The organism is Rhizobium sp. H4, assembly GCF_003013335.1.
In the GTDB taxonomy this organism is placed as follows: Bacteria; Pseudomonadota; Alphaproteobacteria; order Rhizobiales; family Rhizobiaceae; genus Rhizobium; species Rhizobium sophoriradicis.
Window position 1 is genome coordinate 1 of the sequence record NZ_PSOW01000031.1, and the last position, 25898, is coordinate 25898.

12 protein-coding genes and 6 pseudogenes are annotated in these 25898 nt (G+C 59.6%); 7 read left to right on the forward strand and 11 right to left on the reverse strand.

Annotated features, from left to right (window positions below; translation table 11 throughout):
- Positions 1-60: 60 nt before the first annotated feature.
- Positions 61-1002: a hypothetical protein gene (locus tag C4N04_RS30450; protein WP_245425679.1), complete on the reverse strand. Its 942-nt coding sequence runs from the start codon at positions 1000-1002 to the stop codon at positions 61-63.
- A 1650-nt stretch (positions 1003-2652) separates the two neighbouring features.
- Between C4N04_RS30450 and C4N04_RS30460 the strand changes: the two genes are divergently transcribed.
- Complete coding sequence (locus C4N04_RS30460; protein ID WP_106797730.1) at positions 2653-3540, forward strand: host specificity protein; 888 nt, start codon at positions 2653-2655, stop codon at positions 3538-3540.
- Positions 3541-3674: 134 nt separating this feature from the next.
- Here the strand turns inward: C4N04_RS30460 and C4N04_RS32395 are convergent.
- A pseudogene (locus tag C4N04_RS32395) lies at positions 3675-3954 on the reverse strand (nuclear transport factor 2 family protein); the annotation flags it as partial.
- 283 nt (positions 3955-4237) lie between these two features.
- Between C4N04_RS32395 and C4N04_RS30470 the strand changes: the two are divergent.
- Positions 4238-4441, forward strand: a complete 204-nt coding sequence (locus tag C4N04_RS30470) for a nif-specific regulatory protein,nifA (RefSeq protein WP_010032001.1) — start codon at positions 4238-4240, stop codon at positions 4439-4441.
- A gap of 276 nt (positions 4442-4717) precedes the next feature.
- A pseudogene (locus tag C4N04_RS30475) lies at positions 4718-5293 on the forward strand (radical SAM protein); the annotation flags it as partial.
- A 209-nt stretch (positions 5294-5502) separates the two neighbouring features.
- Here the strand turns inward: C4N04_RS30475 and C4N04_RS30480 are convergent.
- From C4N04_RS30480 to tssK, 8 genes and pseudogenes are all read right to left on the reverse strand, one after another.
- On the reverse strand, positions 5503-6513 hold the full coding sequence (locus C4N04_RS30480) for a LysR substrate-binding domain-containing protein (RefSeq protein ID WP_012489527.1): 1011 nt from the start codon (positions 6511-6513) through the stop codon (positions 5503-5505).
- Positions 6514-6752: 239 nt separating this feature from the next.
- A pseudogene (locus tag C4N04_RS30485) lies at positions 6753-7031 on the reverse strand (carbamoyltransferase N-terminal domain-containing protein); the annotation flags it as partial.
- Between the two features lie 823 nt (positions 7032-7854).
- A pseudogene (locus C4N04_RS30490) lies at positions 7855-8049 on the reverse strand (hypothetical protein); the annotation flags it as partial.
- Between the two features lie 143 nt (positions 8050-8192).
- Positions 8193-9809: a hypothetical protein gene (locus C4N04_RS30495; protein WP_012489526.1), complete on the reverse strand. Its 1617-nt coding sequence runs from the start codon at positions 9807-9809 to the stop codon at positions 8193-8195.
- Between the two features lie 296 nt (positions 9810-10105).
- Positions 10106-13711, reverse strand: a complete 3606-nt coding sequence (gene tssM / locus C4N04_RS30505; RefSeq protein ID WP_097593478.1) for a type VI secretion system membrane subunit TssM — start codon at positions 13709-13711, stop codon at positions 10106-10108.
- A gap of 9 nt (positions 13712-13720) precedes the next feature.
- The gene (gene icmH, locus C4N04_RS30510; RefSeq protein ID WP_012489524.1) at positions 13721-15010 is read right to left on the reverse strand and encodes a type IVB secretion system protein IcmH/DotU; all 1290 of its coding nucleotides are present in this window, start codon (positions 15008-15010) and stop codon (positions 13721-13723) included.
- Positions 15010-16230, reverse strand: a complete 1221-nt coding sequence (locus tag C4N04_RS30515) for a type VI secretion system-associated FHA domain protein (RefSeq protein ID WP_210256236.1) — start codon at positions 16228-16230, stop codon at positions 15010-15012. The genes icmH and C4N04_RS30515 overlap by 1 nt, the downstream gene beginning before the upstream one ends.
- Before the next feature lie 7 nt (positions 16231-16237).
- The gene (tssK, locus tag C4N04_RS30520) at positions 16238-17593 is read right to left on the reverse strand and encodes a type VI secretion system baseplate subunit TssK (RefSeq protein ID WP_016737477.1); all 1356 of its coding nucleotides are present in this window, start codon (positions 17591-17593) and stop codon (positions 16238-16240) included.
- Between the two features lie 641 nt (positions 17594-18234).
- Between tssK and C4N04_RS30525 the strand changes: the two are divergent.
- Positions 18235-18794 (forward strand): annotated as a pseudogene (locus C4N04_RS30525) (transposase); the annotation flags it as partial.
- Between the two features lie 1190 nt (positions 18795-19984).
- Positions 19985-22615, forward strand: a complete 2631-nt coding sequence (locus C4N04_RS30530) for a hypothetical protein (RefSeq protein ID WP_245425680.1) — start codon at positions 19985-19987, stop codon at positions 22613-22615.
- Positions 22616-23796: 1181 nt separating this feature from the next.
- Here the strand turns inward: C4N04_RS30530 and C4N04_RS30540 are convergent.
- A pseudogene (locus C4N04_RS30540) lies at positions 23797-24187 on the reverse strand (IS3 family transposase); the annotation flags it as partial.
- Between the two features lie 126 nt (positions 24188-24313).
- Here C4N04_RS30540 and tssA point away from each other — a divergent pair.
- Complete coding sequence (gene tssA, locus C4N04_RS30545; protein WP_004680423.1) at positions 24314-25306, forward strand: type VI secretion system protein TssA; 993 nt, start codon at positions 24314-24316, stop codon at positions 25304-25306.
- A 35-nt stretch (positions 25307-25341) separates the two neighbouring features.
- Positions 25342-25896, forward strand: a complete 555-nt coding sequence (gene tssB / locus C4N04_RS30550; protein ID WP_016737476.1) for a type VI secretion system contractile sheath small subunit — start codon at positions 25342-25344, stop codon at positions 25894-25896.
- Positions 25897-25898: the final 2 nt, after the last annotated feature.

Here is a 25898-nt window from a genome sequence, read left to right on the forward strand (position 1 = left end):
CATCGCCAGTTCACGCAAATCCATCGAATAAGCACGACCCATCGAACAAGCCTCCATCGCTCATTCAATCAAATCTGATTTGCGACAAAAGCGGAATCCCGATTCAACCAAGTCGCAAACCGCTCTAAAATCCTCCTTCAACGACTGTTGCTGCTCATCACTGCCGTTGAGCCGGCTGACTATGCTCCCCCTGCCCTCCCTTTTGAGCCAAGCGCTAAACTTTCGTTGCCCACTGGCATTATTCCGAGAAGTCGGGACCGGTCCGAACTTACTCAGCTCTTCCTTGGCCAAGCTATCAATGACGCGGGCGTCGTCGGGATAAGGATCATGTATCTGGCGCCCCATCAGGCGCGGCCCAGGTCCAACGGCTTGGAGTTCTTGCCCCTCAGGCGCGAGCCTCCTGAAATGAGACAGTGCTGACTGAAGACGGTTCCGACCATCCCCACCGCTTGCCAAATAATCCGCGATATCAACGGCTAGTGAATCTGGATCGTTTAAAAGCCGAGAAGCCATCGAATCTCTGTTCTCTGCTCGGAGCCAACGAGCGAACCCCCTAAGAACCCATAAATTGTTCTCGACGGTACGCTCGGGAACCCTTCCGTCCCCTCGGCCGATGCTACCGTCGGGTAGAATTTCGTAGTTTCGGACTGCTTCCGCGAACTGGTTGATGCGGGACTCGTCATCGGGATGCATGTCCCAGCGGGCGGCGCGACCACGCTTGGCGCCGACGCGAACCTTGGTTGAGACCACGTGAGTCTCCGTTGCGGCATCGACGTCTTGCTGCCCCGAACTCCGCGACGACGTCTTGCCGCTGCTCAATCCGAACGCCTTCTTGAACCCTGACGCCATGCGCGACGTAAATCCGCGGCGTTTGCCCTGCGGCGCCGCGGCGACTTCGCCCGCCTCCGCCATATTGCTCGATGTCTTGCTCCCCGAGCCGCCGAATCGCAAGCTGCTGGAGCCCGCCCGAGAGACGTCTATGCTGTGGCGGGCGCCGCTCAACGAGTTCTCCGGCGCCAACGACTGCGGCGTCACTCGCATCGAACCGCCCACGGATCTGCGACGCGGCACACGCTCGCCGGCGTCACTGTCGTGCGAACCGAGGCGCAAGTCGCTCAGATCCTGTTCCACGTCTCGGCTCTGTGAATAGTAGCCCCGGATCCAGGCGTCCGTATCGAAAGCTCCGGTCACGCCTTCGATCCACCCACTTACTTCGCGAGAATCGTCATCGCGCGGCTGGTTCCGTCTTGGGTACATCGATGCCGGTCCTCCGGAAATCAAATTTGGAACCTCGATCCTAATGCCTGCCGACCGCCGCCCAGCATGCTAAAGCCAGATCCAATCATGCCCTCAAGGCATGGCCGAACGCTATATGCGACGGCTTGCCGACAATCGTCTGCACTCGACCATCAGGCCGGCACATGGCTTGAGGCTCGCCAGCTTGCCGCTTGCCATGCGGAGCCCGCTAAAATTGGCCTTCATTTAAGCAGTTTCGGGTGATGTGTGGAACATGCAGCGTGAAGGGTGCCGTCAGCATTTCCGATTCCAACCAATCTTTCCGCCGGCCTTTCTGATTTCGCCGCCTCAGTGCGCGGCGACAAACAAGGTGAGACTCAGCCAGATTGTCGCTCTACAGAACCCACTCGGCCTTCCGTGATCATTCAACTTTTGAGGCTCATTCCCGCACCCGTATCTGTCTACACTTCAGCCCCCCGTTACCGCGACGCCCGCAAGACTCGCCCCCGCTTCGCCGCTGTGACTTTGGCCGGATGGGACTTGCGCCGCCAAGCAGCTATCAGCTTGGCATGACGTATTCCCGAGCGGAGGTCCATCATCTCATTGGTCATCAGTGGCCTTCTATCGGGCTGTGCTTGAACAACCAGACCCTGCCGAAAAACCACTGATGCCCACCTACTCCTCAGAACCTTCACCACCTAAGGGGACTCCGTGGATCCGCTTTTCCAAAGCATTTTGGAATATCGATTTTGCATGATGGCGGCCAGTCCGGTTGCACTAGCATATGCGTAATCTGCAATTGGAGACCAACAACGGTGAATACAGAACAGGCCCGCGGGGCGGTAAATCCTCCGAGGACACCTCTAACATTCAAGCCAATCTTAGCCCTGCCGCGGCGCAGACACCTCCGACGGACTTCGACGATGGTTTGGCGAAGGGACCACGCTTTCACGAATCCTCGAGGCTTGGGCTGAGGAAAGGGATCAGGAGGAGACGAGGAGCGGCTGGAGGCGGTAAGACGAACTATAACGTGGATGGACGCTGGCGATGTTAATGCAACTACAATCACTGCGGCTGGCCAAGCCGCCGGCACTGTTCCGCCAGAGCTCCAGAAGCTCGCGGACGACAACCGGCTGTGAGCAGCTTCCCGAGCGGGTCCGGACGACGCTGGCAGAACCAGTGATCGCATCGGGCTATATGGGCCCCGCAGGTCGTCTTTCCGCCCAGTTCGCGGAAGTTTAGTCCCCTCTAGGCGAGACCAGGAGCCGCGCATGCAACGCGTACCCCCCGCTTCATCGAAGCTTAGCAGTCACGTATCCGCTTTATAGGCCGGACATGTGAGCGCACCGTTCCCACATGTGAAGCGACTGAAAAGGATGCGCTTCATCACACCTTTCACTCTCAGGAGAGACCGCCATGGATAACTCAGAACGATCGCTGCGCTACAACATTTCCGAGGAAGATGATCGCACCCGGGCCATGGCGGGGTGGATCGAGAATATGACCGGGGCACAAACACTTACGGGCATGCCGTCCCGATCAACGTCAGATCCCCATGCTCGTTCGCCTTCGTCGCCAACGCGGCCATACTCGCTCTCTTCCGAACCTCCAATTAAGGTGCTCGACAGATCGACATTTGCCAGAAAAGTGAGGGAATTTTACGGTGATGATATCAAGCACATTTCCGTCAATCCACAAGAGTACTCGCCCTTCGTGTCCTCTAAAGCCCTGCGTACGGCTACCATCGCTCGACTCTACGGCGGCACCGACAATGATACGCCCAGCGCGCGATATTTCAGCTATGATCTGGGAGAACGAAGCGTTGGGCTTTTAAGAACAGAGGATGGATTTAGCATCGAAAACGAGCCGTGGCGGGAACTATTTCCCGGTCGAAAAAGAATCACTTCGATTGTAGACCTTCGCGTTACTCATCCGCTTGTCGAGAACGCAGGCGATATTCTGCTCGAACATCAACTTCAACTCGACGGCGAACAGCCGTTAATCATGTCACGTCCCGCTTCGCCAGAGATGGGAGCCCGTCTAGAGCAGATGGGTTTCGTTGACGTGGGTCAAAATCGCTGGGTGCTCGACCCTACGCAACATCCGGACAAGTGGACAAAGAATAGCAAGGGTGGATGGCAGCGCGCAGGCAAACCTTGGAGTTATCTCTCGAAAACCGTGGACTATCTTAGCGACGATGAAGCAGGTGTCGAGGGGCATTCGAGTGAAGCCAGTGTCGAGACAGATTCATCCGATGATGACCCGTCTTGGTACTTCGAACACCTCAATTTGAACCGCGAATAAAAGCTTGCCGTCATCGTGATGACTTTTTGCGCCGCCGGCCGAGTTGATACGCCCCTCTATTACGAGGACGCAGGCGAAGATTAGAGACTGTAATCTTGCTGCGACTGTCTGCGACGGCCCGCCTCATGCTGCACTGTGAAGTAGCTCTCGACAGTTGCTTCAGTCGGGCTGATAAACTCAATCAGAACTTTCGTGATCTGGTGGATGTTGGGCGGTTCGGTCTTGAAGACACCAAGCGCGAACTCAATGAAGCCTCGGCGGAGCCCGTATCCGCTCCGTGATTGTCCTGCGCATCGACCCAGAAGGAGCTGCGCAGCGCCGCCTCGTCCGCCCGTCTATCCCGCGGCAGTACCGATAGAGACAGTCGCGGATCGTTTCGCGATCATGCAATTCGACCATTTTCTCTTGGTCCATGGCTCGTCGCAAGTTTAGTCTTGAGTTGAAAGTGGCGTTCGGTGCATCTCCGAACGACATTCGCGCCGTCGGCGCTTGACCTGGCCTCGCAATGCCGCTTCCCAGGGAACGTCTGTGAACTTGAAACCGCGTGCGTAGGACAGCAACTCTCGCGCAATCAAGGACCATTGCTCCGTTGGATTTTGCCTGCAAGAACAGCCAGTGCCTCTCTGCGCTTGTGTGGAAGGGAGCTAACGGTCCATTCGGCAACAATGCGATTGACGAGTTCGCCAGAAAGAGCCCAATGTCGACTGGATCCCCGTTTGCGGCCGCCGGGCGCGCCGGCGCCTGCCTCGGCGAAGCCTCCTCCAAAGCCTGTGATCCGAACGATCCTGCCTGGCTCGCAATCGGTGCGCGTCTGACCGAGCGGGAACGGCTGATCGACGCGATGGAGAAATCTGGGTGGGTTCAGGCCAGGCGGCTCGCCTCCGGCCTCACCCCACCTTAGGTTGGTTATGCCATCCGCGGGCATCAAATCGGGGTGAAAGAAAGTTCTAAGCCTGGTGTGGTCGAACGGCCCGACCTGCCCTCCTCAACTCATGCACTCGAGGCGAGCCGCCATTTTACCGGTGTCTGTCTATTGTCAAATGCCTGACAACCCTATGTCGGGTAGCAAATGGAGGGAACCGGACAAAAAACGCTAACCCCCTGAAAAACCCAACTATTTGCATTGGCATGGCCCTTGCTTTTTGAACCGCGATGTTAAGCAGCAACGGAGCCTTCAATGTCCCCACCAATGATTTCGCTCAAGAGCCTGACCAGCACGACAACCATGAACCAACTGCTGGCCACAGCGAAGTCCACTGCTTGCGCCGCGTCATTGTGCGGTTCGTCCGCAAAGCCGCACCACGCCGAGCCGGCTGTGTGGGAGAAAATCAAGGACCTTTCCTGCTATTCAGAAGAAGTTTACTATTTCGCGCGCATGCACGTCGTAGCCGCACCAGCCTGCAATATCCAGTGCAACTACTGCGATCGTAAATACTGCGCCAACGAAAGCCGGCCTGGGGTCGTCTCGGAAAAGCTGACGCCTGACCAGGCCCTGCGAAAGGTCGTTGCGGTCGCCAATGAAGTCCCTCAGCTTTCCGTGCTCTTTATCGCCGGACCAAGCGATGCCTGTTATGACCGGAAGAAGACAAAGGCGACATTTGCACGCGGAGCCACAGAGGTCCCCGATATCAAGCTGTGTCTTTCAACCAACGGTCCGGCAGTGCCAGACCGTGTCGGCGAGCCTGCTGACATAAATGTTGATCACTTGACGATCACCATCAAAATGGTCGATCCGAGAGCCGGCGCGAAGATATCCGCGCCACTGCAGGGCCGAGCCGCAGCTCAGCAGAAGCCCGGATACAAGCAGACCCCGCGAGCACATAGGCATCCAAGTCTCGATATTCGTCCAACATGCCTGGCACTCTCGGGCGCAGCAGCGCTGAGCTCTTGGTCATTTCCCCGCGCAAAATCCCCGTTTGCTCTCTTTGATGCTTCGGGAGCATCCCGATCACCGCTTCTGTGTCAGTCTGCTCCCGTCTCCAACGCTGCGGCGACCTCCTTGCGCAGCCATTTATGCTGCGGGTCGTGATGGCACCGCTCGTGCCAGATGAGCATGACCTTGTACGGTGCCGGCTCGAGGGGTGGATCAACAACCCTAAGCGGCAGCATCGCAGAAACTTGGGTCGCAACGCGGCGCGGGACGAGCAATACCAAATCCGTCCCCGAAGCCACCACCGCTGCCGTGAGAACGCTGGAAAAAAGTATGGGACTACGATCCTCTCGCAGGTTGGGCAAGTGGTCGTAGATCGGGCCGAAATGGTCGGGGGAGTCCGTACTGATGGCAGCGTGACGCAAGGTCGCGAAGTTGTCGATCGTCCATTCCTGCGCCAGCGCGGGATGGTCGTGGCGCAACAAACACGCGAAGCGGTCTGTATAGAGACTGCGCCGAAAATAGCCAGGCAGTTGCACGTCAATATGCCCAACGGCCAAATCAATATCACCTTGCTCAAGCCCCCGCACGGCACGATCAAACGGCAAACAGGCGAGTGTGTCGAGATGAGGGGCACGCTCGCGTAACCACGGCAGGAGGCGCGGTAGTACAGCCAAAGCTTGATGATCGGGGATCGCCAGCGTTGCCCCCCTCCCCCATTCTTTTGAGATTACGCTGCGGCTTGTCACCATCTCTCGGATCGTACGCAGTGCCGACGGCAGCCTTTGAGCCAAGTGTTCGCCTTGCGGCGTTGGGATCAAACCCGTTGAAGACCGCACCAGCAGGTCATCATTGAACATGCCGCGCAGCCTTCCCAGTGCCCGGCTCATCGCCGGTTGACTCCGCCCGATGTGCTGGCCCGCGTGCGTCACGTTCCGGTATTCGAGCAGAGCCTCGAGCGCGACCAGGAGGTTGAGGTCTATTGATGCCAAGTTTATCTGGTGTCCAGTGAGGCGCTCTCCTCTCCAATCTTGCAACATCTTTCGCCTATAAGCGAGTTGATCCGTCACCTCTTTTTCTACATAGCGTTTCATGACGTTCATTCCTCAACAATCAATTCCGGGTCCAACGTTTTCGAGTTCATCTCGGCGGTGGAGCGCGGGTGACAACCTCATGGCATTGTGCCATCACGCGTCCAAGGGGCGGCCAGATCTGTGTGACGATGGCGATCACATGGAACATCGGGGTGTCCCACAGGAATATAGCGCCCGTGTCGACTTCCCCGAGCCCGTTGCAACAGTCTCGGATCCGATGCTGGGGTGCTTGGGTGAAAGAGGCGCACGCGCTCGAGCACAGCGTTGCAATAGGCCTCGGTCGCATAATACGCGATGCGGTCGATGTCGCTCAGGTGAACACCTGCAGATGCGAGGCAATATTGAATCGAACGCATTGGTAACTTGTTGGAGTGCTTGATCCGGTTAAGGCGCTCCTCCTCGACCGCCGCTATCACTCGCCCGTCGCGAACGGGAACCGCAGCCCCATCGTGCATAAAGGTGCTCGGTAGATCGGACGAATTTTCGTAATCTTTGCTTAGACCGCCACTGAGCCCTAGACACAGCATGTTGCTCTCCAGTTCGTTTCGGAAGGTAGGTCGCTCTGGCCTGGCCACCGGCCTTCGTAGTTTCATAGGGTGGCGCTTGACAGTGCAGCTAGAGCTCACGGGGTCGAAGCCGATACCATTAGTGACCGGCGCGGCGACATTGCCGACAACCGATCCTGCGCAACCTTCTTGATCATTGTTGCGACGCCGCACAGAAACCCGGGCCGAAGCGCTTGCAGCAGAACTGCCTAACCTATCCACATCACTCAATCCTTCATATTTCGGCCCGACAGCCGCAAGAAAACATCACGAGGTTTGGTGGCCCTGCAAAAGGCGCAGACCAAGTCCTCGCGGCTGCGAGCGCGCCTGCTCTGGCTTCTAGTGATTGTGGGAGATGCACTCACAGGTTAGTCGACCAGGGAACAGTGCTTCTTGTGAGAGCCCTATCAGCACTGAAACGGGAGAAGCAACGGTGAAGATTCTGCCCGATCACGACCAGCGTAAGATAACAATCGAGGCCAGGCAACTGACAGAGGGCTCCAGGTCGAATTTCCAGCATCGTCTCCGCACCTGAGGACCCATTTTTTTAGAACTCCACATAATCTACACAGCGCTCTTCAGCGTTTTCTAAGGGCAATCGTTTTGAGCAGTAAAATCGTTTTTGTGGATGGAATGCGTGCAAAAAGGAATGGGTGGATTCATAGCAAGGCGAGCGGCACTTTCAAACAGCGGCCGTGATGATCAACGTTTACGGCAAATCCGCCTCCGACGTCGGTGCCGACGACCGACCTCCGAAATCCTCGTGTATCGTCGTACCCGCAACACTCCTTCTCTACTCTGGTTTTCAGCCGATAAACCTAGCCGCAGCTTCGCCAGTCGGCACGTCGATAAGCGTGATCGGGCTTGCTGCAAGGAAACGGCGTTGGTTGTTGGTCGGCGCTGCCGCATCCAGCACCGCAAAACGTGGTGCGTTGGATCGCGTCATGATCCGTCGGGCGTAGGTGCGCAGCATCTGGTCGTTGAAGCGGCAGCCGATGAAGAAGAGCCTCTGTTGGTGCGCCGCTCCTTCACCGCTTCGCTGACCCACCTGAGCGGCGGAACTCCTTCCGTCGCTGATGAGGCCGTTGATGGCCTGCTCGCCCGGCCTTCCGGTGGGTCGGCCGGCATCGAGACAGGCGATTATTACGCGGCGGGCGCGGCGCGCGAGGTTTCGATGCGCTTCAGTCCATCGGTGATGGCCGCGAGCCCTTCCCGCAGCGTCTGCCCTATAGTGCCCGGACCGATGTCGATTGGAGGATTGTCAAGCATGGCTACAATGTCGCTGCCGTTGAGATAATCGAGCTTCTTCTGGACTGTGGTTCGGACACGCTCGGTCGCGCTCGACAGTGCCTCACCGTTGCGTTCGGTGATGGCGGAGAGCTGATCTGAAAGCTCTCCTCCGAACTGCAGGAAGATGTCGTCGACATACCTCCACGTTCCGCCGCGGGCTTCCACATCGACCATCTGGTTGATCTTGCTCTTTACCTCATCCCGCAGCGTCAAGGCAGTGTCGAGATGAGCCTGCCATATAGCTATGATACTTTCGACCGAGTTCTCGATGGATTTGGTCCTTTCGGGCTGGTCTGCGATGCCAAGAAGGACCAGAAGTTGATCATCGTTACCGAGCCGCGGGACCACCGCTGCGATCAGACGCTCCACAACCGCGCGCCTACGGGCTGCATCGCCTAGTTCCTTCGGCCATTGCGACGACACTATCTTCGCAATCCTCTCAGAATTCGCGTTCTCTAGCGGATAAGAAAGCTGTCGCTCCTGAGCCTTTGCCTTGATCAGACGGAACAAGGACTCTACTACCTCGTCTTGATCGAGAGCGCCCGTTGGAACTCTGTTCAGATCGATCCCATTCACCACGACCTCTTCGCGGCGGTCGCCGTTTGTCTCGCCCTGCCCCGCCCCATCGGGCATGTCATCCACATATTGAAGATTTCGCAGATTCTCAGGATAGGCCAGCATCAACAGAAGTCGGCCGGCGAAGTTGTGCAGCGTTGCCTCCTGCTCTTCCGGAGGCGTCGCAGCCAGCACACGTTGCAGCCAATCCGCGATCTTCGTGGTCAGATGGGACAACTCTGCGGTCTGTCCCGCGCCAATTTGCGCGCTGAGACTTACTGCGTGATTGGAAATGGTCGCGGCCGCGGCGGCAATGCCCTCCTTCACTTCCGGGAGAAGCTGCTCCAGGAGCTCAGCCCCGCCTTCACGCTTGCTTCTCTCTTCAGTTTCTTCAACACTCCCTGCAGAGTTCCCTTCCGCGCTATCGAGCGCCGTCATCGGCCGATTGAATTCTTCAGAGTCGTCGGGTGGAAGAAATTGGGAGTTCTCCTCGGCGTTCATCTCAAACTGCTGAATGTCTTCTTCAGTTAAGATTCCTGCTTCCTGCATGTCAGGCAACCTCATGCGGAAGTTCACGAAATACTTCTTCATCACCTTTTGGACCTGCGGGAACCCGGCCTTTCCACCATCAGCCAACTTGACGAGGATAACGCCGTTTTCGTTCATCCTGCCCGTGCCTCTCCGCAGAAGCGAAAAGTTCTCCTTACTACTATCCTCATCATCTTCAAAAGGCATGTTTTTCAAAGTTTGTGCCAATCCATTGAGCTTTTTCTTACTCACCAGGACAGCAGGCTTCCGCAGATCGCCAACCGTGCCGACCGCAAAGCAGAACTCCAAATCCGCTCTGTTCTTCGTCTGGTCGATCAACTGCAGAAATTTCTTCGCTCTTGTCCTATTGTGCTTCATTCCGGCCATTATATCTCTCCAGTTTCCTGTTCTAGATCAGTGTACGTCGGTTGATAGGGTGGGACAGGATCTGATCACCCAACTTCCCGAAGATCTGCCTGATGGAGGTGACCGCGCTCTCCAGCGGTCTAGTCGAGCGGGAAAGCGGCGCGCCGAGATCAAGCGACGATCGCCGCCAGTCGCAGCCGTGACCGCCTCCGATCCGGCCGGCAACCGACATGCCGACCTCTCCCGCCGCAGACCTGCGTGGGCGTCTCGTGACCCCATAGGGCTTTCCCAGCGCCAGTCGGATGCTATCCCGGCGTTCATAAGAAATCTGGACATCGGAATTCTGACAGCAGATTGCGGGACAACGGGCTCATCACGCTGTCAGGCTGGAGGTTAAAAACCGCCCAATGGCGACCGGACACCAGTCGTACCTGAATAAGGTCCCCTCCTCCCAATGGCTGCTTATCCGCCTCATTTAAGAGGCGAAACAGCGCCCAATGGCCGCTCTTGGAGAGGGTGGCGCCTTGAAAACCGATGAAAGCGACGGAAGCGCCGCCGACGCCGCCGGCCGTAGGCCAATGGAAATGCATGGCCGCCGCGGCCGTTCCTCGTCGATGTTCGAGGCGCTGGCCGTCGATGTCTACCACCACCTGGTCTGTCAACGGATCGGTCTCGGCGACGGTGAGCAGGAATCCAACTGACACCTGGCCGGCATCATCGAACATGGTGTCGCGGATCGTGGCTGCCCGTTGGAACTGGGCCAAGGTATTGCGGCCGATAGGGAAATCGACACCGCTCGTTGGCCGAAACTGCCACGAACCTTTGGATTTGTCGACGAATGGGGAAAGGTTCTCGGCGAAGAAAGTGTCGATCTCCGCCTTGCGGCCGAACAGCCGGGCGAAATCGCTCAAAGGGATATCCCGGCGGGATCCGCTCGCGAAGGGATACCGTCCTTCGGTAGCCCGTCGGCACAAATCGCCGGGGCCGCCCGCCCAACCGCTCGCCAACCCGCGCCTCATGCCGCTGACGGTTAGGTCCGAGCTGTGGCGGCTGAGGCCGAGGATCCATTGCCGGATGGGTTCGGGCAGATCGGCCGCCCCCGCCTCGATCTGTTGGATGGCGACGCCCGCCTGCCCGTTGTGTTCCAAGATGTTCGAACCCGCCAGCCCCTGCGCCTGGCTGAGGGAGCGATACAGTTCGCCGAGATCCCGGAGAGCACTGTCGATCGGCGCCTGCGCGCCCGCTTGGCTGTTCGACGGCACTTCGACCAGCTGGTGCAGCCACCGGAAATGATCGCCCATATAGAGCTGGACGTGAGCTTCAGGCGTGTCCGCGGCCGGTTGAGACCGGAACAGTGCCTCGAGCTCGCTTGGCAACACCTCGCCCTGGGGGACACTGTCACCTTTCGTCAAGCCGTCCTCGGGAGCCGGTGGTTGCTTGAGCTTTAGCTCCTGCGCCGCCGCGAAAAGGAACAGGCGCATTGGTGACGTCGGCGCGGACAGCGTGTTCAAGGTGCGCAGCGCGTCATCGATACCCCCAGACGGGCGGATGGACATATCGCCAATGAGCTGGTCCCAGCGCAACGCGAACTCCTGAGCGTAGAGATCCGCCGCCGAACGCCGCAGCTTCTGGCTCACATCACCGGCTGCAATCGGCGCGACTACCTGTGAGTCGAGAACCCAGCCTTCTGCAGCGACAGCGTCAGCCACTTGCGGCAGCAATCGCAGGAAGGTTCCGTAAAACCCCGCCCTCGTGTAGATGCCAGGAACCCCCTCGCTGAGCGGCTGTCCCGATTTGCGAGCCAGGACGCCCTGCGCCAGCGGCCCGGCATGGTCGGCCAGACGCCAGGTTGGCGCCCGCGAGGCTTCGGGACTGGTCGCGATGATGTCGAGGACGCGGCGCGCCATCGAGACGGTCTGGAGCTTCGCGCGGCTCCTCTCGATCAGTTCGCCATTAAGCTCACTATGGGGCAGCGGCCCTTCCATGAGTGCATCCAGGTGATCAGCGAGCGCGCTGCGCAGGCCGGCATCGGCTTCGGCCGGAAACATCACTCGCCAGTCGGCAGCCATCCAGTTTTTGACGACCGCGCGCTGGAGCGGACCCTGCTGACCCAGCATCAGGTAAACCTTTAACGCCTGGTAGACGAACTGATCATCGTCGTGCCGCTCGACCAATAAGGTTTCCAACCGGAACATCAGCCGCGGCAGCAGGATGGTGTTCACGGCGCGGCGGTACGCCGCGAGCGTCTGAACCTTGATTTTCTTACTCTGGTCGAGACCCGAACTTGATAGGCGGCCGCCCGCGCTGTCGCCGTTGGCATCACGCAGCCGCTGAAGCAGTGGCAGGATGGGTCGAAGATCGCCACTCTCAACCCGGTCGAGCTTCAGCTTTTCAGCCCCTCTGGCATAGCTGCCAGCCATTAGGCGAACGCTCTCGATCAGCTGAACATTCCGAATATAGCTGAACGTCCATAAGACGCTGGCGGTAACAATGACCGCCGCTATCATCGTGTAGGCGCCATACCGGATCCGCCGCTGGCGCCGATCGAAGCGGTGATTGGCATCGACGAGCCCAGCTTCGGCGAAAACGACTTCGCGCAGCAGCCGGCTGATGAAATAATTACGGCCCGGGCCACGAAGCGCTGTACAGGGCGGCTGAGCGATCTCGAAGGTCTGAGATCTGGCGTTCGCAACTCGATCGAAGGGCATGCCAATTTGCGTGCCGCTTAAGAAGTAGACGCCGCGGAGCATAAGCGGTTCCTGGAACGAATTCCCGCCAAAGGCTTCCTTCAAGAACTGTTGCGTCAGGTGCTTGAGGCTAGCGACCTGCTGTGGGAAGCCGAACATGAGCGCACGACGCTGGAGGTTGCTTTCGTGCTGCATTCGTTCAAGCAGCCTTTCGTTTAGGCGGCCAACAAGCGCATCGTATGCTGCGGCAAACGCCATCGGATCGCCTTCGTCCTCCGACGCCTCTTGCGCAAAGGTGAACCCCCACACCGCCTCCCGCCCCTCGCGACCCAGATCGTCGAAGAATTCAACAAATCCCGCCAGCAGATCGCTCTTAGTGAAAAGCACATAAATCGGCAGTTGCAGGCGAAGCTCCCTGTACACTTCGAGGAGCCGCTCACGGATACAGCGCGCGCGATCGGCGAGCACTTCCTCGGATGTAGAATTCAGCTCGCTGATTGCGATCGTGACTAAGACACCGTTCAGCGGCTGCCGTGGCCGGGAGCGTCTGAGCATACGAAGCAAGCCACGCCAAACCGCTTTGTCCCGGTCTGCATCACCCTCCTGTACCGTGTAGCGCCCAGCAGTGTCGACGAACACCGCGTCATCGGTGATCCACCAGTCGCAGTTTTCCGTACCCGCTAACCCACCGGCGGCTCTCAGACCGGACCTCGCCGCCATCGGAAAGCTGAGCCCGGAATTGACTATTGCTGTGGTCTTCCCCGAGTTGGGCGGACCGATCATCACATACCAGGGCCGCTGATAGAGCCACCGCCTGCTGATACCTCCTGCGTAGCGGCGCCCCTTGAGTGTGGTAAGGGTCTCGCGGAAACGATGACGAATCGCCTCCAGCTCTCTTTCAGCAAGCGTGCTGGCTTGCCCCACACTTCGGTCGGAAGGCCTTGGGTCTCTCTTCTTCTGCTCGGCCCCACCCGCGTCCAGCGCTCCCGACACTCGTGATTGGACGAGGTCTTCAAAATAGGCCTGAACCTTGTAAAGCTGGGACTGGATCAAGTAGATCACGGTGTATCCGACCGGAATCAGCATCGATGCCGCGATCTGGCTGCGAAGGCTGTCAAGCGGCGCAAATCCTCCGACCGAGATATGCGGTCCGAGCGTGAAGATTAAGGCACATACGATCGCCGCCCCGCCGACACGGAGCCATTGCCACCTAAGCGCTTTCTTGATTGACTGCATGGCTTGTCTTCATTGTGTCTTTGTGATGATGATTTGAATCCGACGGTTCCGCGCGCGGCCCTCGGGCGTGTGGTTCGAAGCGACCGGTTCTCCGCTCCCTCTGCCCTCTTCTCGCACGCGGCCTGGGTCATCCATCATGGATTTGATAATCTCGGCAGCTGCGCTCGCACGCGCGAGCGAAAGGGAATCGTTTGAAGGGAAGGCGAGTGATTGCACCGGAATGGCGTCGGTGTGCCCGGTCAGGAGGACCGATCCCGACTCACCGTTCAGAGAACGACCAATTCGTAAAAGAAGCGGCAGGAACATTTTCTTCACTTCCGGACTAGCAGAATCGAACATCCCGGAGGCGCGAATGATAACGACGATCTGCTGTGGGTCCTCGGACACAGTGACAAGCCCTTCGCGGATTTCGGGCTCGAGGAAGTTACGCAGTCGGTCGCTGCTCATAACAACCTTTGGTGGCAATGCGATTCTCGCCGATCTGACAACGCCGTTCGGCGGCAATGTCGCGATATCGTTGAAGACAGCGTCGGCGCGGGCATTTAATGCATGCAGGAGTCCGGTATAGATCGAGAGGAGTAATCCTGCCCCAAACGCTACGACGGCCCAGATTGGAACGATTGTGCGGCGTGGCTTCGGATTATTTGAGTTCCTCCGCCAGTGCGGGGATAGTTCGCGCTCGAAGTCACCACGGGCTGCTCGGATCAGGCGGTAGACGTCTTCGCACAGCACACTGAGCTCTGCGGCTCCTCCCGCAGTGACGCGGTAGCGGCCTTCGAAGCCCAACCTCATGCAGTAGTAGAGCAGCTCCAGCAGTTCTATATTGATGGCCGGTTCATTTTTCAATTGCGTCAGCAGATCGAAGAAGCGCTCGCCGCCCCAGGTATCGCTGAACAGCGATCCCACCAAGCTGCGCGTCGTCCAGACGCTGTTGCTGCCCCAGGCTGTGTTCAGAACGATGTCATCGATGGTCGCGCAGAGGGCGTATTTGCAGACCTTGATCGCTCGCGAGGGCAATCCGAGCGGCGTGATCCGACGCTCAAAAGCATCGATCTCCCGCAGCACCCTAAGGCGCAGTGCTTCAACGTCGATATGGCTAGCACTGCTCTTGAGCTGAGCGCTGAGACCCAGCAGCGCCGCCGCGGCCGCGACCAGTGGATTAAGTCGGTCGAGCGCAAGCATCTCCCAGGTAAGTTCGTCCGCCACTGGCGATGACGGCGAAGGGACAGCCAACTGCTCCTCGGCGTGAAGGAGGACGAGTGGCTGGGATTTTGGCATCGTTTCCTCAATCACCATCATCAACCCGCCCACTTCCCTTCGGAGCGGACGCTCTCATCGTGGGATCGGCGGGCGGGTCGACTACGCTCTCGCACTGGGCGCGCGAAGTCGGCGCCGAAGCTCCGGAGCAAATCGGTTTCGATGCTCGATACGACGTCATTGAAGACGCGCACGTACGCACTCCGGTTTCGCGCCTTATGGTTGCGGTGCAAAAGGGAACGGGGCCGCCCCATCGCCTTCTCGATCCCTGCTAGGGACAAGCGTGCACGGACGCTGGACAGAGCCTTCTGCACAGCCGCGAATGACACGTCATGCGTCCCACGGTCGGTGAAGGCTTGCTCAACGGCCAGGTCTCCGCGGAGGGACCCGCTGGAGTCATTGCACAGAACTGCGCGCAACGCCTCGCCGACATCGGGAACGAGACTCAGGGTTTTTTCGTCGGAACTCTTATTTCTGAATAATTGTTCGCCAGCTCTCGCTCGGAGAGTATGCTGTGCAGCGCGGCGGAATACAGAAGCATTTTCCCTGCACGATCCAGCACGCTTACGATGCCGGCATTCCGGACATCTGCCAATGATAAGCCGCAGGCGGCAAGGAAAGCCGTGACCGCCGCTCGATGATTCTTGGCGAGATGATTGCTCCACCTTGGGTTGCGTCAAGATGGGGGCCCGATCTGGCACACTGTCTGCGTAGATATCCCACGGACTTCTCATCATGCCCGCCAGCGCGTCTAAACGAGTGCCTAAGAACGGCAATGGTAGGAACTCGCCGTCCCTCAGGTCCAGCAGCGCTTCTTCACCCCGGGTGCAATTGCCCGCCAGGAGCGACGAGGCCGTTTCGAGGGGGCCAAGAAGACTCAACTCCTCACTTGTCGCTGCAAGTTGTCCCTCCGGTTCGGCGGCACTCTCCGCAATGGATATCGAAGGCGACACCGCGACGACATCGGTCATATAGGCGCCGATCTGAATAACATCGCTGGTTTTCCGGGCGACCGGCGCCTCTGACGGAAGCGGCACCGCCTCGTCATTTTGACATGTGTCGTCGCGGCCTCGGTCGATCAGTACGTATCGCCGTGCCATGCACTCGATTGAGCAGTGGGATTTCGAGACCATCTGCTGATCATCCGGCAGAACCAGGCTGTTGCCTGCTCGGCTGGTAGTCAGTCCACCAGCCGCGTCGCCCGGCACGAGATATTCCGGAAAACTACATCTATTGCTGTGTACACGTAGCGTGAGGGGCATTGGTGGGCTAACTCAAATGTGGGTTCTGTCCGGCTCGGATGGCCCAGAGAGCCATTTCGAGATTTGGGAAGTCGCCAGCAACGTGCAGCGCCAAGCCGGCGGATTGGGGCATATCCTTCCAGAAGCGGCTATTTTGATCGATCTCGAAATAGCTGAATCCAACATGGAAGGGGATCTGACGCGGCGCGACCGGTAGGGGATTGATGATAATGCCGGGCAGTGCGACATTGACGAGTTCCGTGATTTTCTCCGCCGGGCCGATCTTAATCTGAGACGGGAACTCGCGCCGGAGGCGCTCGACCTCAATATCAGCCCGAGCAGCCAGCACGAAGCTCGAGGTCGTAAAGAGAGAGCGGTCGGCCACCTCAGCCACATGGACACCGTATTTTTGCCGCTGCAGCGGTACGGGGACCGCAGTCTGCTCAATCACTGCACCCAGCGAAGCCCGGATCGACTGTATCACTGGCAAAAACGCCTCCGCGAGAGAGTCGTGCTTGTAAACACCAAGGGTCGGGGCACGTTTATCGACGCGGGCGAACGTGGCTAGTTCACCCGCCAACTGGAGCATGAGAACATACAGCGATTCCGGATTTACAACGGCGGCCTTGGACAGGTGGCAGAAGTACGGCTCGTACCGATTGATCGCCTGCAGCAGAAGGAAGTCCGCGAGCTCTGCAACCCGGTTCGTTCCCGACTGGGAGACCCGAGTGGCCAGAGCTTCACCACGATGGTGAAGCAGGCCGGTGATCTCAGTGATGTAGTTCGAGAGGACCCGGGAGCTGGCGCAGTCGGGGGTTGGCGGCACGTGCGTTTCGTCCAGAATGATCTGTCGGTCGGCCCGGACCTCTATGATACGGGCGATTGGGATGCAAGTGTAGCCAGACCGGTCTGCCGCGTCCGGCAGCAGTCGAAAATCCAGCCTCGCTACGTCGATGGAGGCGCTGCCTCGCTCGCCAGCGTTGGTGTCGACAACATCCTCAGTGGAGACTGCGAAGCGGATAGGTACGTCAATTCCCGCTTGCGCGTCGGTTTCAAGAGCGCCGGGTTGATAAAACGGTACCGCCAAGTGAATAAGCGAATCTCGAAAATCCGGCGGAACGTCGTAGGGAGTTGGCTGGTTGGCTTCGTCAGGAATACTGAAGGGCATCCCGTCCTCCAAGACGCCGCGAGCCGCTTCGATGGCGATCTTACCGAGACCAAGCAGCTCTCGATTGAGCCGCAGCTCGCTGATACCCCACCCGTACCCATGCAAAACCGCCGTCCTGCTGCGCACCAGCTGTTCGACGTGACGATCGGCCTGCTGAAAATGCTGCGGGCGGAGGAACAAGCCCTCCGACCAGACGACCCTATTATTCCACGACATTCAAGACTCGCCTCGCGTCCACCTGACAGAACGGCTTTCTCCGTAAAAGTAGCAGAGCTTCACTGCCCCCTTGCATGCACATCTGATATCCAACAATGCGCTGGTAGAAGGGCATCGCGTGTCGGGACAGCTCAGATATGCAAGCGCCGAAGCTCATCAGGATTGGTCATGAGCCCCCTTGCAGCGCGACAAGCAAGGGGTCTCATCTAGACTGTCGCTCAGTAGCCCGTTGCCCTCAGAGCCTTATTGGTCGTTCATGTTCACACTGACCTACAACGCGCCAATTCGCCTGTCCTGTCACTCGTACGGGATGAATCTCGCAAATGACCGCCCGGAAGCCTTGAGACCCGGCGCCGCAAGTACGGGGCCAAAAGAGCAGCGCAACAGGCAAGGTGACACGTGATGCGCATTGCCTCGTCGAAAATGTTCCTGAATACGCTGAGGCAGTGCCGCCGCCAACATCGTCTTCACGCGCCGCCGCCCCTAAAGCACCTTGACGACCAGTTTAGCGATTAGACAACCACCTCCTGGACACGATCCACGAACCGGTTGCAGTCCCGGTTCGCGCCAGGTGCGGGATAGCAGCCTGGCGGCATGGATCATTCATGCGGCGAAGATAGGCATTTCCACATTTGGTGATGCCCAATAGCTAGCGAATGGGATATGCGCTGCGCCTCATGTTGGCGCGCGAGCACATGCAAGATGGCACGGTGGAGATCGACCGTTTTCATCTCGGTGAGCGACCGAGAATGGATCCGGACGGTCTACCGCCTGGACGGGGCCGAAAAGGCCTTTCGATACATGCAGGGCGCGCGACGGCGAAAGGGATCGAACCGCAACCTGCCTGATGGGCGGTGAGGCGTTCATGGCGATTGGCAAGAGCTTTGCTACGCATGAGAACGTAAAGCATTCGAGCCGCGAATTCGTCCAAGTCGCCGTCCACTCGGTGGGAGGTTTCAGGTCCCGGGTCCGCCGCACCATTGCCGGCGTCTTTCATCATATCAGCCCGCAGCATGCCTTGTCTTTCCACGAGATCGGCTTCCGCTGGTCACAGCGCATTGTTACGGGCCAGGCAGTGCGGATACTAGTCACGGGTGCCGCCGGCGCTGCGATTGCTGCAAGTCTTTCGCGCTATTACCGGCCGGCAATGCGCAGAAGTCCGGATGCCGGGATCATCGTTAGATCTCCCAGCCTTTTGTGATAAGGCCGCGTTGTTTAGCGGAAGCCAGCAAGGAGTTCGAAGACGAAGGCCGACCTCACTGGCGCCGCAATTGGCGACAGTTGCCACTACCCTGGTATCGTTGGGCCAATCCCACCATAGAAGAGATCATGTCGATGTTTCGTCGTAACCGGCTTGCGCGGCACCGGCGGCCGTCAGCGTTGATAGCAATCCGAGCCGATCGCCACATCAAGCACGGACCTCTGGTCTGGAGAACGGGTCGTCGCTGCATCTCTCGAAGGATCGCCGCTGTCGTTATGGGTTCACGCAGGAGCTGCGCCATAGCCGCTCACTAACCGGATGCGAGCATATCACCTGTGCATGCAATCCAATACCGGGACTGCGCTAGTTTGAATCGCGGGCTCTTCTCCGTGGTTTTTGAGGTTCTGCTGCAATGATGCGTTTACGCTACCAGTTATCAACGGCCTGGCCATGTCTTCGGGATCTGCCGGCCTCCCGTCACCTGAGCTCGATTCCGCAGAGCCGCCCCATGCCACAACAGCAAAAAACGGGACCCACGGTGATTGAGCGGCGTCCGAACGAGGCTCGGCAAGCTGGAGCGGTCGATGGTCGCAGTCGCGCCCCTTGCACTCTGGTTAAGTCGCTTGAGCCCCTGATAAATTCTGACCTTCCGTCAGCAGTCGGTGCCCGACAGCTGACCCCTTGTTTCCTGAAGGCCATATCCCAGGGGGGTGAGCATGGTTGACAGGGACCCTCGGACTAAGGGGCAGGGCTCTTCGCGGCCGGATGAGGGCCGGCACCCAGCGGATCAAAGAGCGCAGTCTTCAGTGGCGCGTGTCGATCAAGTGGCCGACAACTTCAATTCGGACGACATCTGGCAAGAGAATTCGGTATTGCGTTACGTGGAAAGGCTAAGCGTCGACCAGCCAAGCCCGCCGACCGAGCTTCAAAGCCCTGAAGAACAAACCCCGCAAATGATGGCTGACATGACGGAACTGACGAGAGTTCCGGTCGTCCCGGCAGAGACCGCGTTCAACCTCACGAGGACAACAGATGAATACAATAATGCCGATCGCACTATTCACCTCGTCGAGGGCCAGCCGCTGGAGACTGGCCCTCAGCGCGGGGGGCTGCATGGCCTTGGGAATTTAGAAGCCTCAGCGGTTGCCGGGCCCACCGAGGTGCCGGGTGGAAGAGAGGAGCATTCGGCCATGTCCGAGGTGCCCGCGGAGCCCAGCGATCCGACCGGTGGCGGGCGCAAGAGGTGGACTACTGAGAAGGACGCAGATCCCAGGCCCAGCCGCAGGCAGACGTTATATGCTCAAAGGCCGCTGGCGTTGGCGCCTGATCTCAGCGCCGCGAATGCCGGCATAATCGTGGGGGCCTCAACGGGCGATCTCGTCAATCGAGCGGCGTTCCGGACGGTGTCGGCCCAGGACCAGGCGAGGCTGGACGAAATCGCCAGGCAGACACCGCGGCAGTCGAGGCAGAGCAAGGGGGCGTGGGCGGACGCGCTGAAGGCGGCCCATCCCAATCTCAGCGCCGCCGATGCCGCCGTAATCGTGGGCGTCGTAAAGCGGGTTATCGCCAGGAGGGCGGCGTATCGAACGGTGTCGGCCCAGGACCGGGCGAGGCTTGACGAGATCAAGGCGGCGACACCGCAGCTGCCGGGGCAGAGCAAGGGGGCGTGGGCGGACGCGCTGAAGGCGGCCCATCCCGATCTCAGCGCCGCCGATGCCGCCATAACCGTGGGCTCTTTTAAGGACGATATTGCAAGGAGGACGGCGTTCCGGACGGTGTCGGCCCAGGACCAGGCGAGGCTGGACGAAATCGCCAGGCAGACACCGCAGCTACCGGGGCAGAGCAAGGGGGCGTGGGCGGACGCGCTGAAGGCGGCCCATCCCGATCTCAGCGCCGCCGATGCCGCCATAATCGTGGGTGCCGTAAAGCAGGATATTGCTAAAAGGGCCGCGTTCCAGACGGTGTCGGCCCAGGACCAGGCGAGACTGGACGAAATCGCGGCGGTGACACCGCGGCTGCCGGGGCAGAGCAAGGGGGCGTGGGCGGACGCGCTGAAGGCGGCCCATCCCGATCTCAGCGCCGCCGATGCCGCCATAATCGTGAATGCCGTAAAGCAGGATATTGCTAAAAGGACAGCGTTCCAGACGGTGTCGGCCCAGGACCACGCGAGGCTGGACGAAATCGCCAGGCAGACACCGCAGCTACAGGGGCAGAGCAAGGGGGCGTGGGCGGACGCACTGAAGGCGGCCCATCCCGATCTCAGCGCCGCCGATGCCGCCGCCATCGTGGGCGCCGTAAAGCGGGTTATCGCCAGGAGGGCGGCTTTTCAGACGGTGTCGGCCCAGGATCAGGCGAGGCTGGACGAAATCGCTAGGCAGACACCGCGGCTGCCGGGGCAGAGCAAGGGGGCGTGGGCGGACGCGCTGAAGGCGGCCCATCCCGATCTCAGCGCCGCCGATGCCGCCATAATTGTGGGTTCCGTAAAGCATAATATTGTAAAAAGGGCGGCGTTCCGGACGGTGTCGGCTCAGGACCAGGCGAGGCTGGACGAAATCGCCAGGCAAACACCGCGACAGTCGAGGCAGAGCAAGGGGGCGTGGGCGGACGCGCTGAAGGCGGCCCATCCCGATCTCAGCGCCGCCGATGCCGCCACAATCGTGGGCGCCTTAAAGGACGATATCGCCGTGAGGGCAGCGTTCCGGACGGTGTCGGCCCAGGACCAGGCGAGGCTGGACGAAATCGCGGCGGTGACACCGCGGCAGGGGCGGAGCAATGCGGCCTGGGCGGACGCGCTGAAGGCGGCCCATCCCGATCTCAGCGCCGCCGATGCCGCCACCATCGTGGGCGCCGCAAAGGACGAAATCGCCAGGAGGGCGGCGTTCCGGACGGTGTCGGCCCAGGACCAGGCGAGGCTGGACGAACTCGCTAGGCAGACACCGCAGCTGCCGGGGCAGAGCAATGCGGCCTGGGCGGACGCGCTGAAGGCGGCCCATCCCGATCTCAGCGCCGCCGATGCCGCCGTAATCGTGGGTGCCATAAAGCAGGATATTGCTAAAAGGGCGGCGTTCCGGACGGTGTCGGCCCAGGACCAGGCGAGGCTGGACGAAATCGCGGCGGCAACACCGCGGCAGGGGGGGAGCAATGCGGCCTGGGCCGATGCGCTGAAGGCGGCCCATCCCGATCTCAGCGCCGCCGATGCCGCCATAACCGTGGGCTCTTTTAAGGACGATATTGCAAGGAGGACGGCGTTCCGGACGGTGTCGGCCCAGGACCAGGCGAGGCTGGACGAAATCGCCAGGCAGACACCGCAGCTACCGGGGCAGAGCAAGGGGGCGTGGGCGGACGCGCTGAAGGCGGCCCATCCCGATCTCAGCGCCGCCGATGCCGCCATAATCGTGGGTGCCGTAAAGCAGGATATTGCTAAAAGGGCCGCGTTCCAGACGGTGTCGGCCCAGGACCAGGCGAGACTGGACGAAATCGCGGCGGTGACACCGCGGCTGCCGGGGCAGAGCAAGGGGGCGTGGGCGGACGCGCTGAAGGCGGCCCATCCCGATCTCAGCGCCGCCGATGCCGCCATAGTCGTGGGTGCCGTAAGGCGCGATATCGCCGTGAGGACGGCGTTCCAGACGGTGTCGGCCCAGGACCAGGCGAGGCTGGACGAAATCGCTAGGCAGACACCGCAGCTGCCGGGGCAGAGCAAGGGGGCGTGGGCAGACGCACTGAAGGCGGCCCATCCCGATCTCAGCGCCGCCGATGCCGCCATAATCGTGGGTGCCTCGAAGAAACGGATAGCCAGGAGGGCAGCGTTCAAGGTGATATAGGACGGCTCATGACTCATCACCACATTCCCTAGGAACTGCACCATCATGTGCGTTGGTTGTCCACCACGGGATTGCATGAGCATGTGAGAGCGCCGAATTTTTCTTCAGTCTGGAGGCCAATACCTGGCTCGAGATCGATATTTAGGGGCACGACGGCCGGCGCATTCCGGCTGACTAACACGCCGAGAGCGACCTCGTCTTCGACGGTCGGGAGCGCAGAATGTCGGCTCGCATGCCGCTGCGACCATCAGCCCGCTCCTCGCAAGATTGGCGCCAAGGCCGCCGTCGAACGATGGCGACGAGGCAAGTTTTTCCAAAACTTTCTTTAGCATAGAGGTAGAAGGATCGCTACAGCGGGGTTGCAGTGCGCGGGCGGCTAGGGTGACTAAGTGCGTGCACTCCACGACCGTCAAACGGGGTCGGTGTCCGTCAATTCGAAATCGCAGGGATCTGCACGAGAGACCGCGTGGTTGCCCTGCACGACTAATGGAAGCAGGGTCGACAGTCACGTTGGGATGCGGTAGGTGCGCGATAGAACGGGGGATTGGCGGCGGGACTCGATTCTTTTTAGAAGATCACGCAAAGCCGCATCACACCCATTGTCAAAAGTAAATACCGCGACGATGGTTATTAACCTTCGACTTCCGTCGAAAACGGCAATGGCGCTCACGAAGGAGGCCGGCCGCTGCGAAACCCCGCCATCTCCGCACCCCACTCCTTCGCTCCAACTGGGAGCAAAATGAATGAGGCAACGTGCGAATCTCGGGGAGCATCGTTACATGCGGTCAATACGGATCTCATCCAGATTGTCGCCCTATATGCCTCGTGCGGCGGTCCGGCGGAGCGCAGGAGATATAATGCCGTTGAAGTGCTCGAGCCGTTCTACCACTGACGCCGGGTCGCTGCACGCGCGATGGCGCCGACACCCCCAAGAGCGATCGCCGAGGACGCCATCCACCTTATGCAGCAACTGGCGCGGAGGCGGCCGCGCGAAGACTTCGTAGTTGGAGGCCTTCAGGCTCACGTTTGCAACGGTACTCCGCAGGTTGCCCTTTGCAACGACTGCCCGACGATGTTAATTCAATCTGGCTGAGCTTGTACCGTCAAGTTTATCCAGTTTGGGGTTCGCTCCAGCGGTGGGTTGCGCATCTGCGGCGGCATCGGCGGGTTTAGGTGCGGAGACCATTCCGGCTGCGCAGCACTGCATCACGTCGCGGGTTGCCGATCTGGGCGAACTCTGCAGGGTTAGTTAGCCGAGGCCAGAGTGCTTGGCTTGCCACGCTCCTCGATAACCCGATCCAGTCCACAGGCGACCGCAGGCCGGAGAGCGAAGTATCGGCGACGAGAGTCCGGCTTTCCTCACGACCATCAGAAGCCTGAACCCGCGCCAACGATCATTGGCAGCCAGCGGGATCAACACCAACGCTTGCCTTTCGCTCGTTTCCGGCCACGGCGCTTGCGCATCGTGAGCTTCTCCTCCCGATGGACCCGGAAGAGCTTCTTGTTGTTCACAAGGTGTCCCTCGCGCCTGAGCAGCACATAGCTGCGTCAAGATCCGAAGCGGCGGCATTCACGCCCCAAGCATTCACGACATATACGAATGTCGATTGTGCATGAGCAATCGCGTCTGCTCATTGCTAAACATTGAGAAACAGAGGCGCGACGATCTTTTATGTCGGGAAAACTGGGATTTGGGTCATGCTCGATGCAGATCATCTATTAAAACCGATCAGCGACGGCAACGCATGCGGGGATGCTCTCGATTACGATTTGAGCTTCCTGGAGCTGGAGATAGCGTCGCATGGCAAGCCGCACCAGCAGATAGGCGACTCCATCGCCACCGAGGAGGCTCCCGATTGGACAGAGGTGTGGCGGCTTGGCCTCGACCTTTCTGCCCGCACTAAGGATCTAAGAGTCGGAATCTTGCTCACACGATCCGCCCTCAGTCAGTTCGGCTTCTCTGGTCTAAGTCGGGGGCTTGAGCTGCTCGCGGCCTATGTCGAGCTCTACTGGTCAGAGCTACATCCGCGACCGGATCCAGAAGATGACGAAGATCAGACCGTTCGCCTCAACGCTCTAGCGAGCCTCTGCGATCTCTCCGGGCTCTTGGCAGAAATACGCCAAGTCCCACTCACCTCCTCCAGGCAATTCGGGACTTTCACGCTCCGCGATTGGGCTGGTGCGCTACGGTCCCAATCTACGGAAATTGATCGTTCGACCATCGAGCACGCCTTCATCGACACCGATCCACTGCAGCTCGAGCAGATCAGCACTGGTCTCCACGCCAGCCTGGCAGCCGCCACCCATCTAGACGCGAGTGTTCGGCAGCACGTCGCGAGTGACGAGGCCGTTCGATTCGACCCTCTGATAGTGCTACTCACCCAGGCCAAGGATCTGGTCGACGCCCATCGGAAAAGGGCCCAGCCTGCAGCCCCGGCATCTCCATTGCCAGACTCTAGCAAGGCCTCTTACCCCGAAGTGATCCGCAACCGCGATGACGTTGTCGAAATTCTTGGCCGCATTTGCCACTGGTACCAGGTGAATGAGCCCGCGAGCCCGCTGCCAGCCCTCCTGGAGCGCGCGCAGCGACTTGTCTCGAAGGACTTCATGGCTCTTATCAAAGAGTTGGCGCCAGAAGGGGTTGCCCAATACCGTTCGATTGCCGGTCTGGCGGTCGGCGAGGGCACGTGACGTGCGCAATCTTCCCTATCAGGAGAGTGGAACACATGACAAAGGCGAGTAGTCAAAAGTTCATCGCGCGGGTTCGTCCGCCTCGCGTACAGATCGAATACGACGTCGAGACCTATGGCTCTCAGAAGAAGGTTCAGCTTCCCTTCGTGGTCGGCGTGATGTCCGACCTCGCCGGCAATGCTGCCGAGCCGCTTGCCCCTGTCGCGGAGCGCAAGATGATGGAGATCGATATCGACAATTTCGATGATCGGCTCAGATCGCTGAGGCCCAGGGTGGTGATGCGGGTGCCGAACCTATTGACCGGAGAAGGCCAACTCGCTGTCGACTTGACGTTCGAGCGGCTCGAAGATTTCTCGCCGGCGGCCGTGGCGCGCAAGGTCGACAGCCTTAGCAGGCTGCTCGAGGCGCGAACGGAGCTCTCCAATCTGCTGGCCTATATGGACGGTAAGAACGGTGCCGAAGAGTTGCTCACCCACTTCCTCGCGGATTCGGCACTGCTAAGCGCCCTCGGCAATGGCATCGAGACTGAGAAGCCTGATGCATTGGTTGCCGCTCCGCCATTGCCATCCCCAGACACAGAGGAGAACTGATC

What these genes read in the sequence shown, in the direction of transcription:
- tssB (WP_016737476.1), top strand. Translation starts at nt 25,342, where the DNA reads ATGACAAAGGCGAGTAGTCAAAAGTTCATCGCGCGGGTTCGTCCGCCT.
- C4N04_RS30530 (WP_245425680.1), top strand. Translation starts at nt 19,985, where the DNA reads ATGTCCGAGGTGCCCGCGGAGCCCAGCGATCCGACCGGTGGCGGGCGC.
- C4N04_RS30480 (WP_012489527.1), bottom strand. Translation starts at nt 6,513, where the DNA reads ATGAACGTCATGAAACGCTATGTAGAAAAAGAGGTGACGGATCAACTC.
- icmH (WP_012489524.1), bottom strand. Translation starts at nt 15,010, where the DNA reads ATGATGGTGATTGAGGAAACGATGCCAAAATCCCAGCCACTCGTCCTC.
- tssA (WP_004680423.1), top strand. Translation starts at nt 24,314, where the DNA reads ATGCTCGATGCAGATCATCTATTAAAACCGATCAGCGACGGCAACGCA.
- C4N04_RS30515 (WP_210256236.1), bottom strand. Translation starts at nt 16,230, where the DNA reads ATGCCCCTCACGCTACGTGTACACAGCAATAGATGTAGTTTTCCGGAA.
- C4N04_RS30495 (WP_012489526.1), bottom strand. Translation starts at nt 9,809, where the DNA reads ATGGCCGGAATGAAGCACAATAGGACAAGAGCGAAGAAATTTCTGCAG.
- C4N04_RS30460 (WP_106797730.1), top strand. Translation starts at nt 2,653, where the DNA reads ATGGATAACTCAGAACGATCGCTGCGCTACAACATTTCCGAGGAAGAT.
- tssK (WP_016737477.1), bottom strand. Translation starts at nt 17,593, where the DNA reads ATGTCGTGGAATAATAGGGTCGTCTGGTCGGAGGGCTTGTTCCTCCGC.
- tssM (WP_097593478.1), bottom strand. Translation starts at nt 13,711, where the DNA reads ATGCAGTCAATCAAGAAAGCGCTTAGGTGGCAATGGCTCCGTGTCGGC.
- C4N04_RS30470 (WP_010032001.1), top strand. Translation starts at nt 4,238, where the DNA reads ATGTCGACTGGATCCCCGTTTGCGGCCGCCGGGCGCGCCGGCGCCTGC.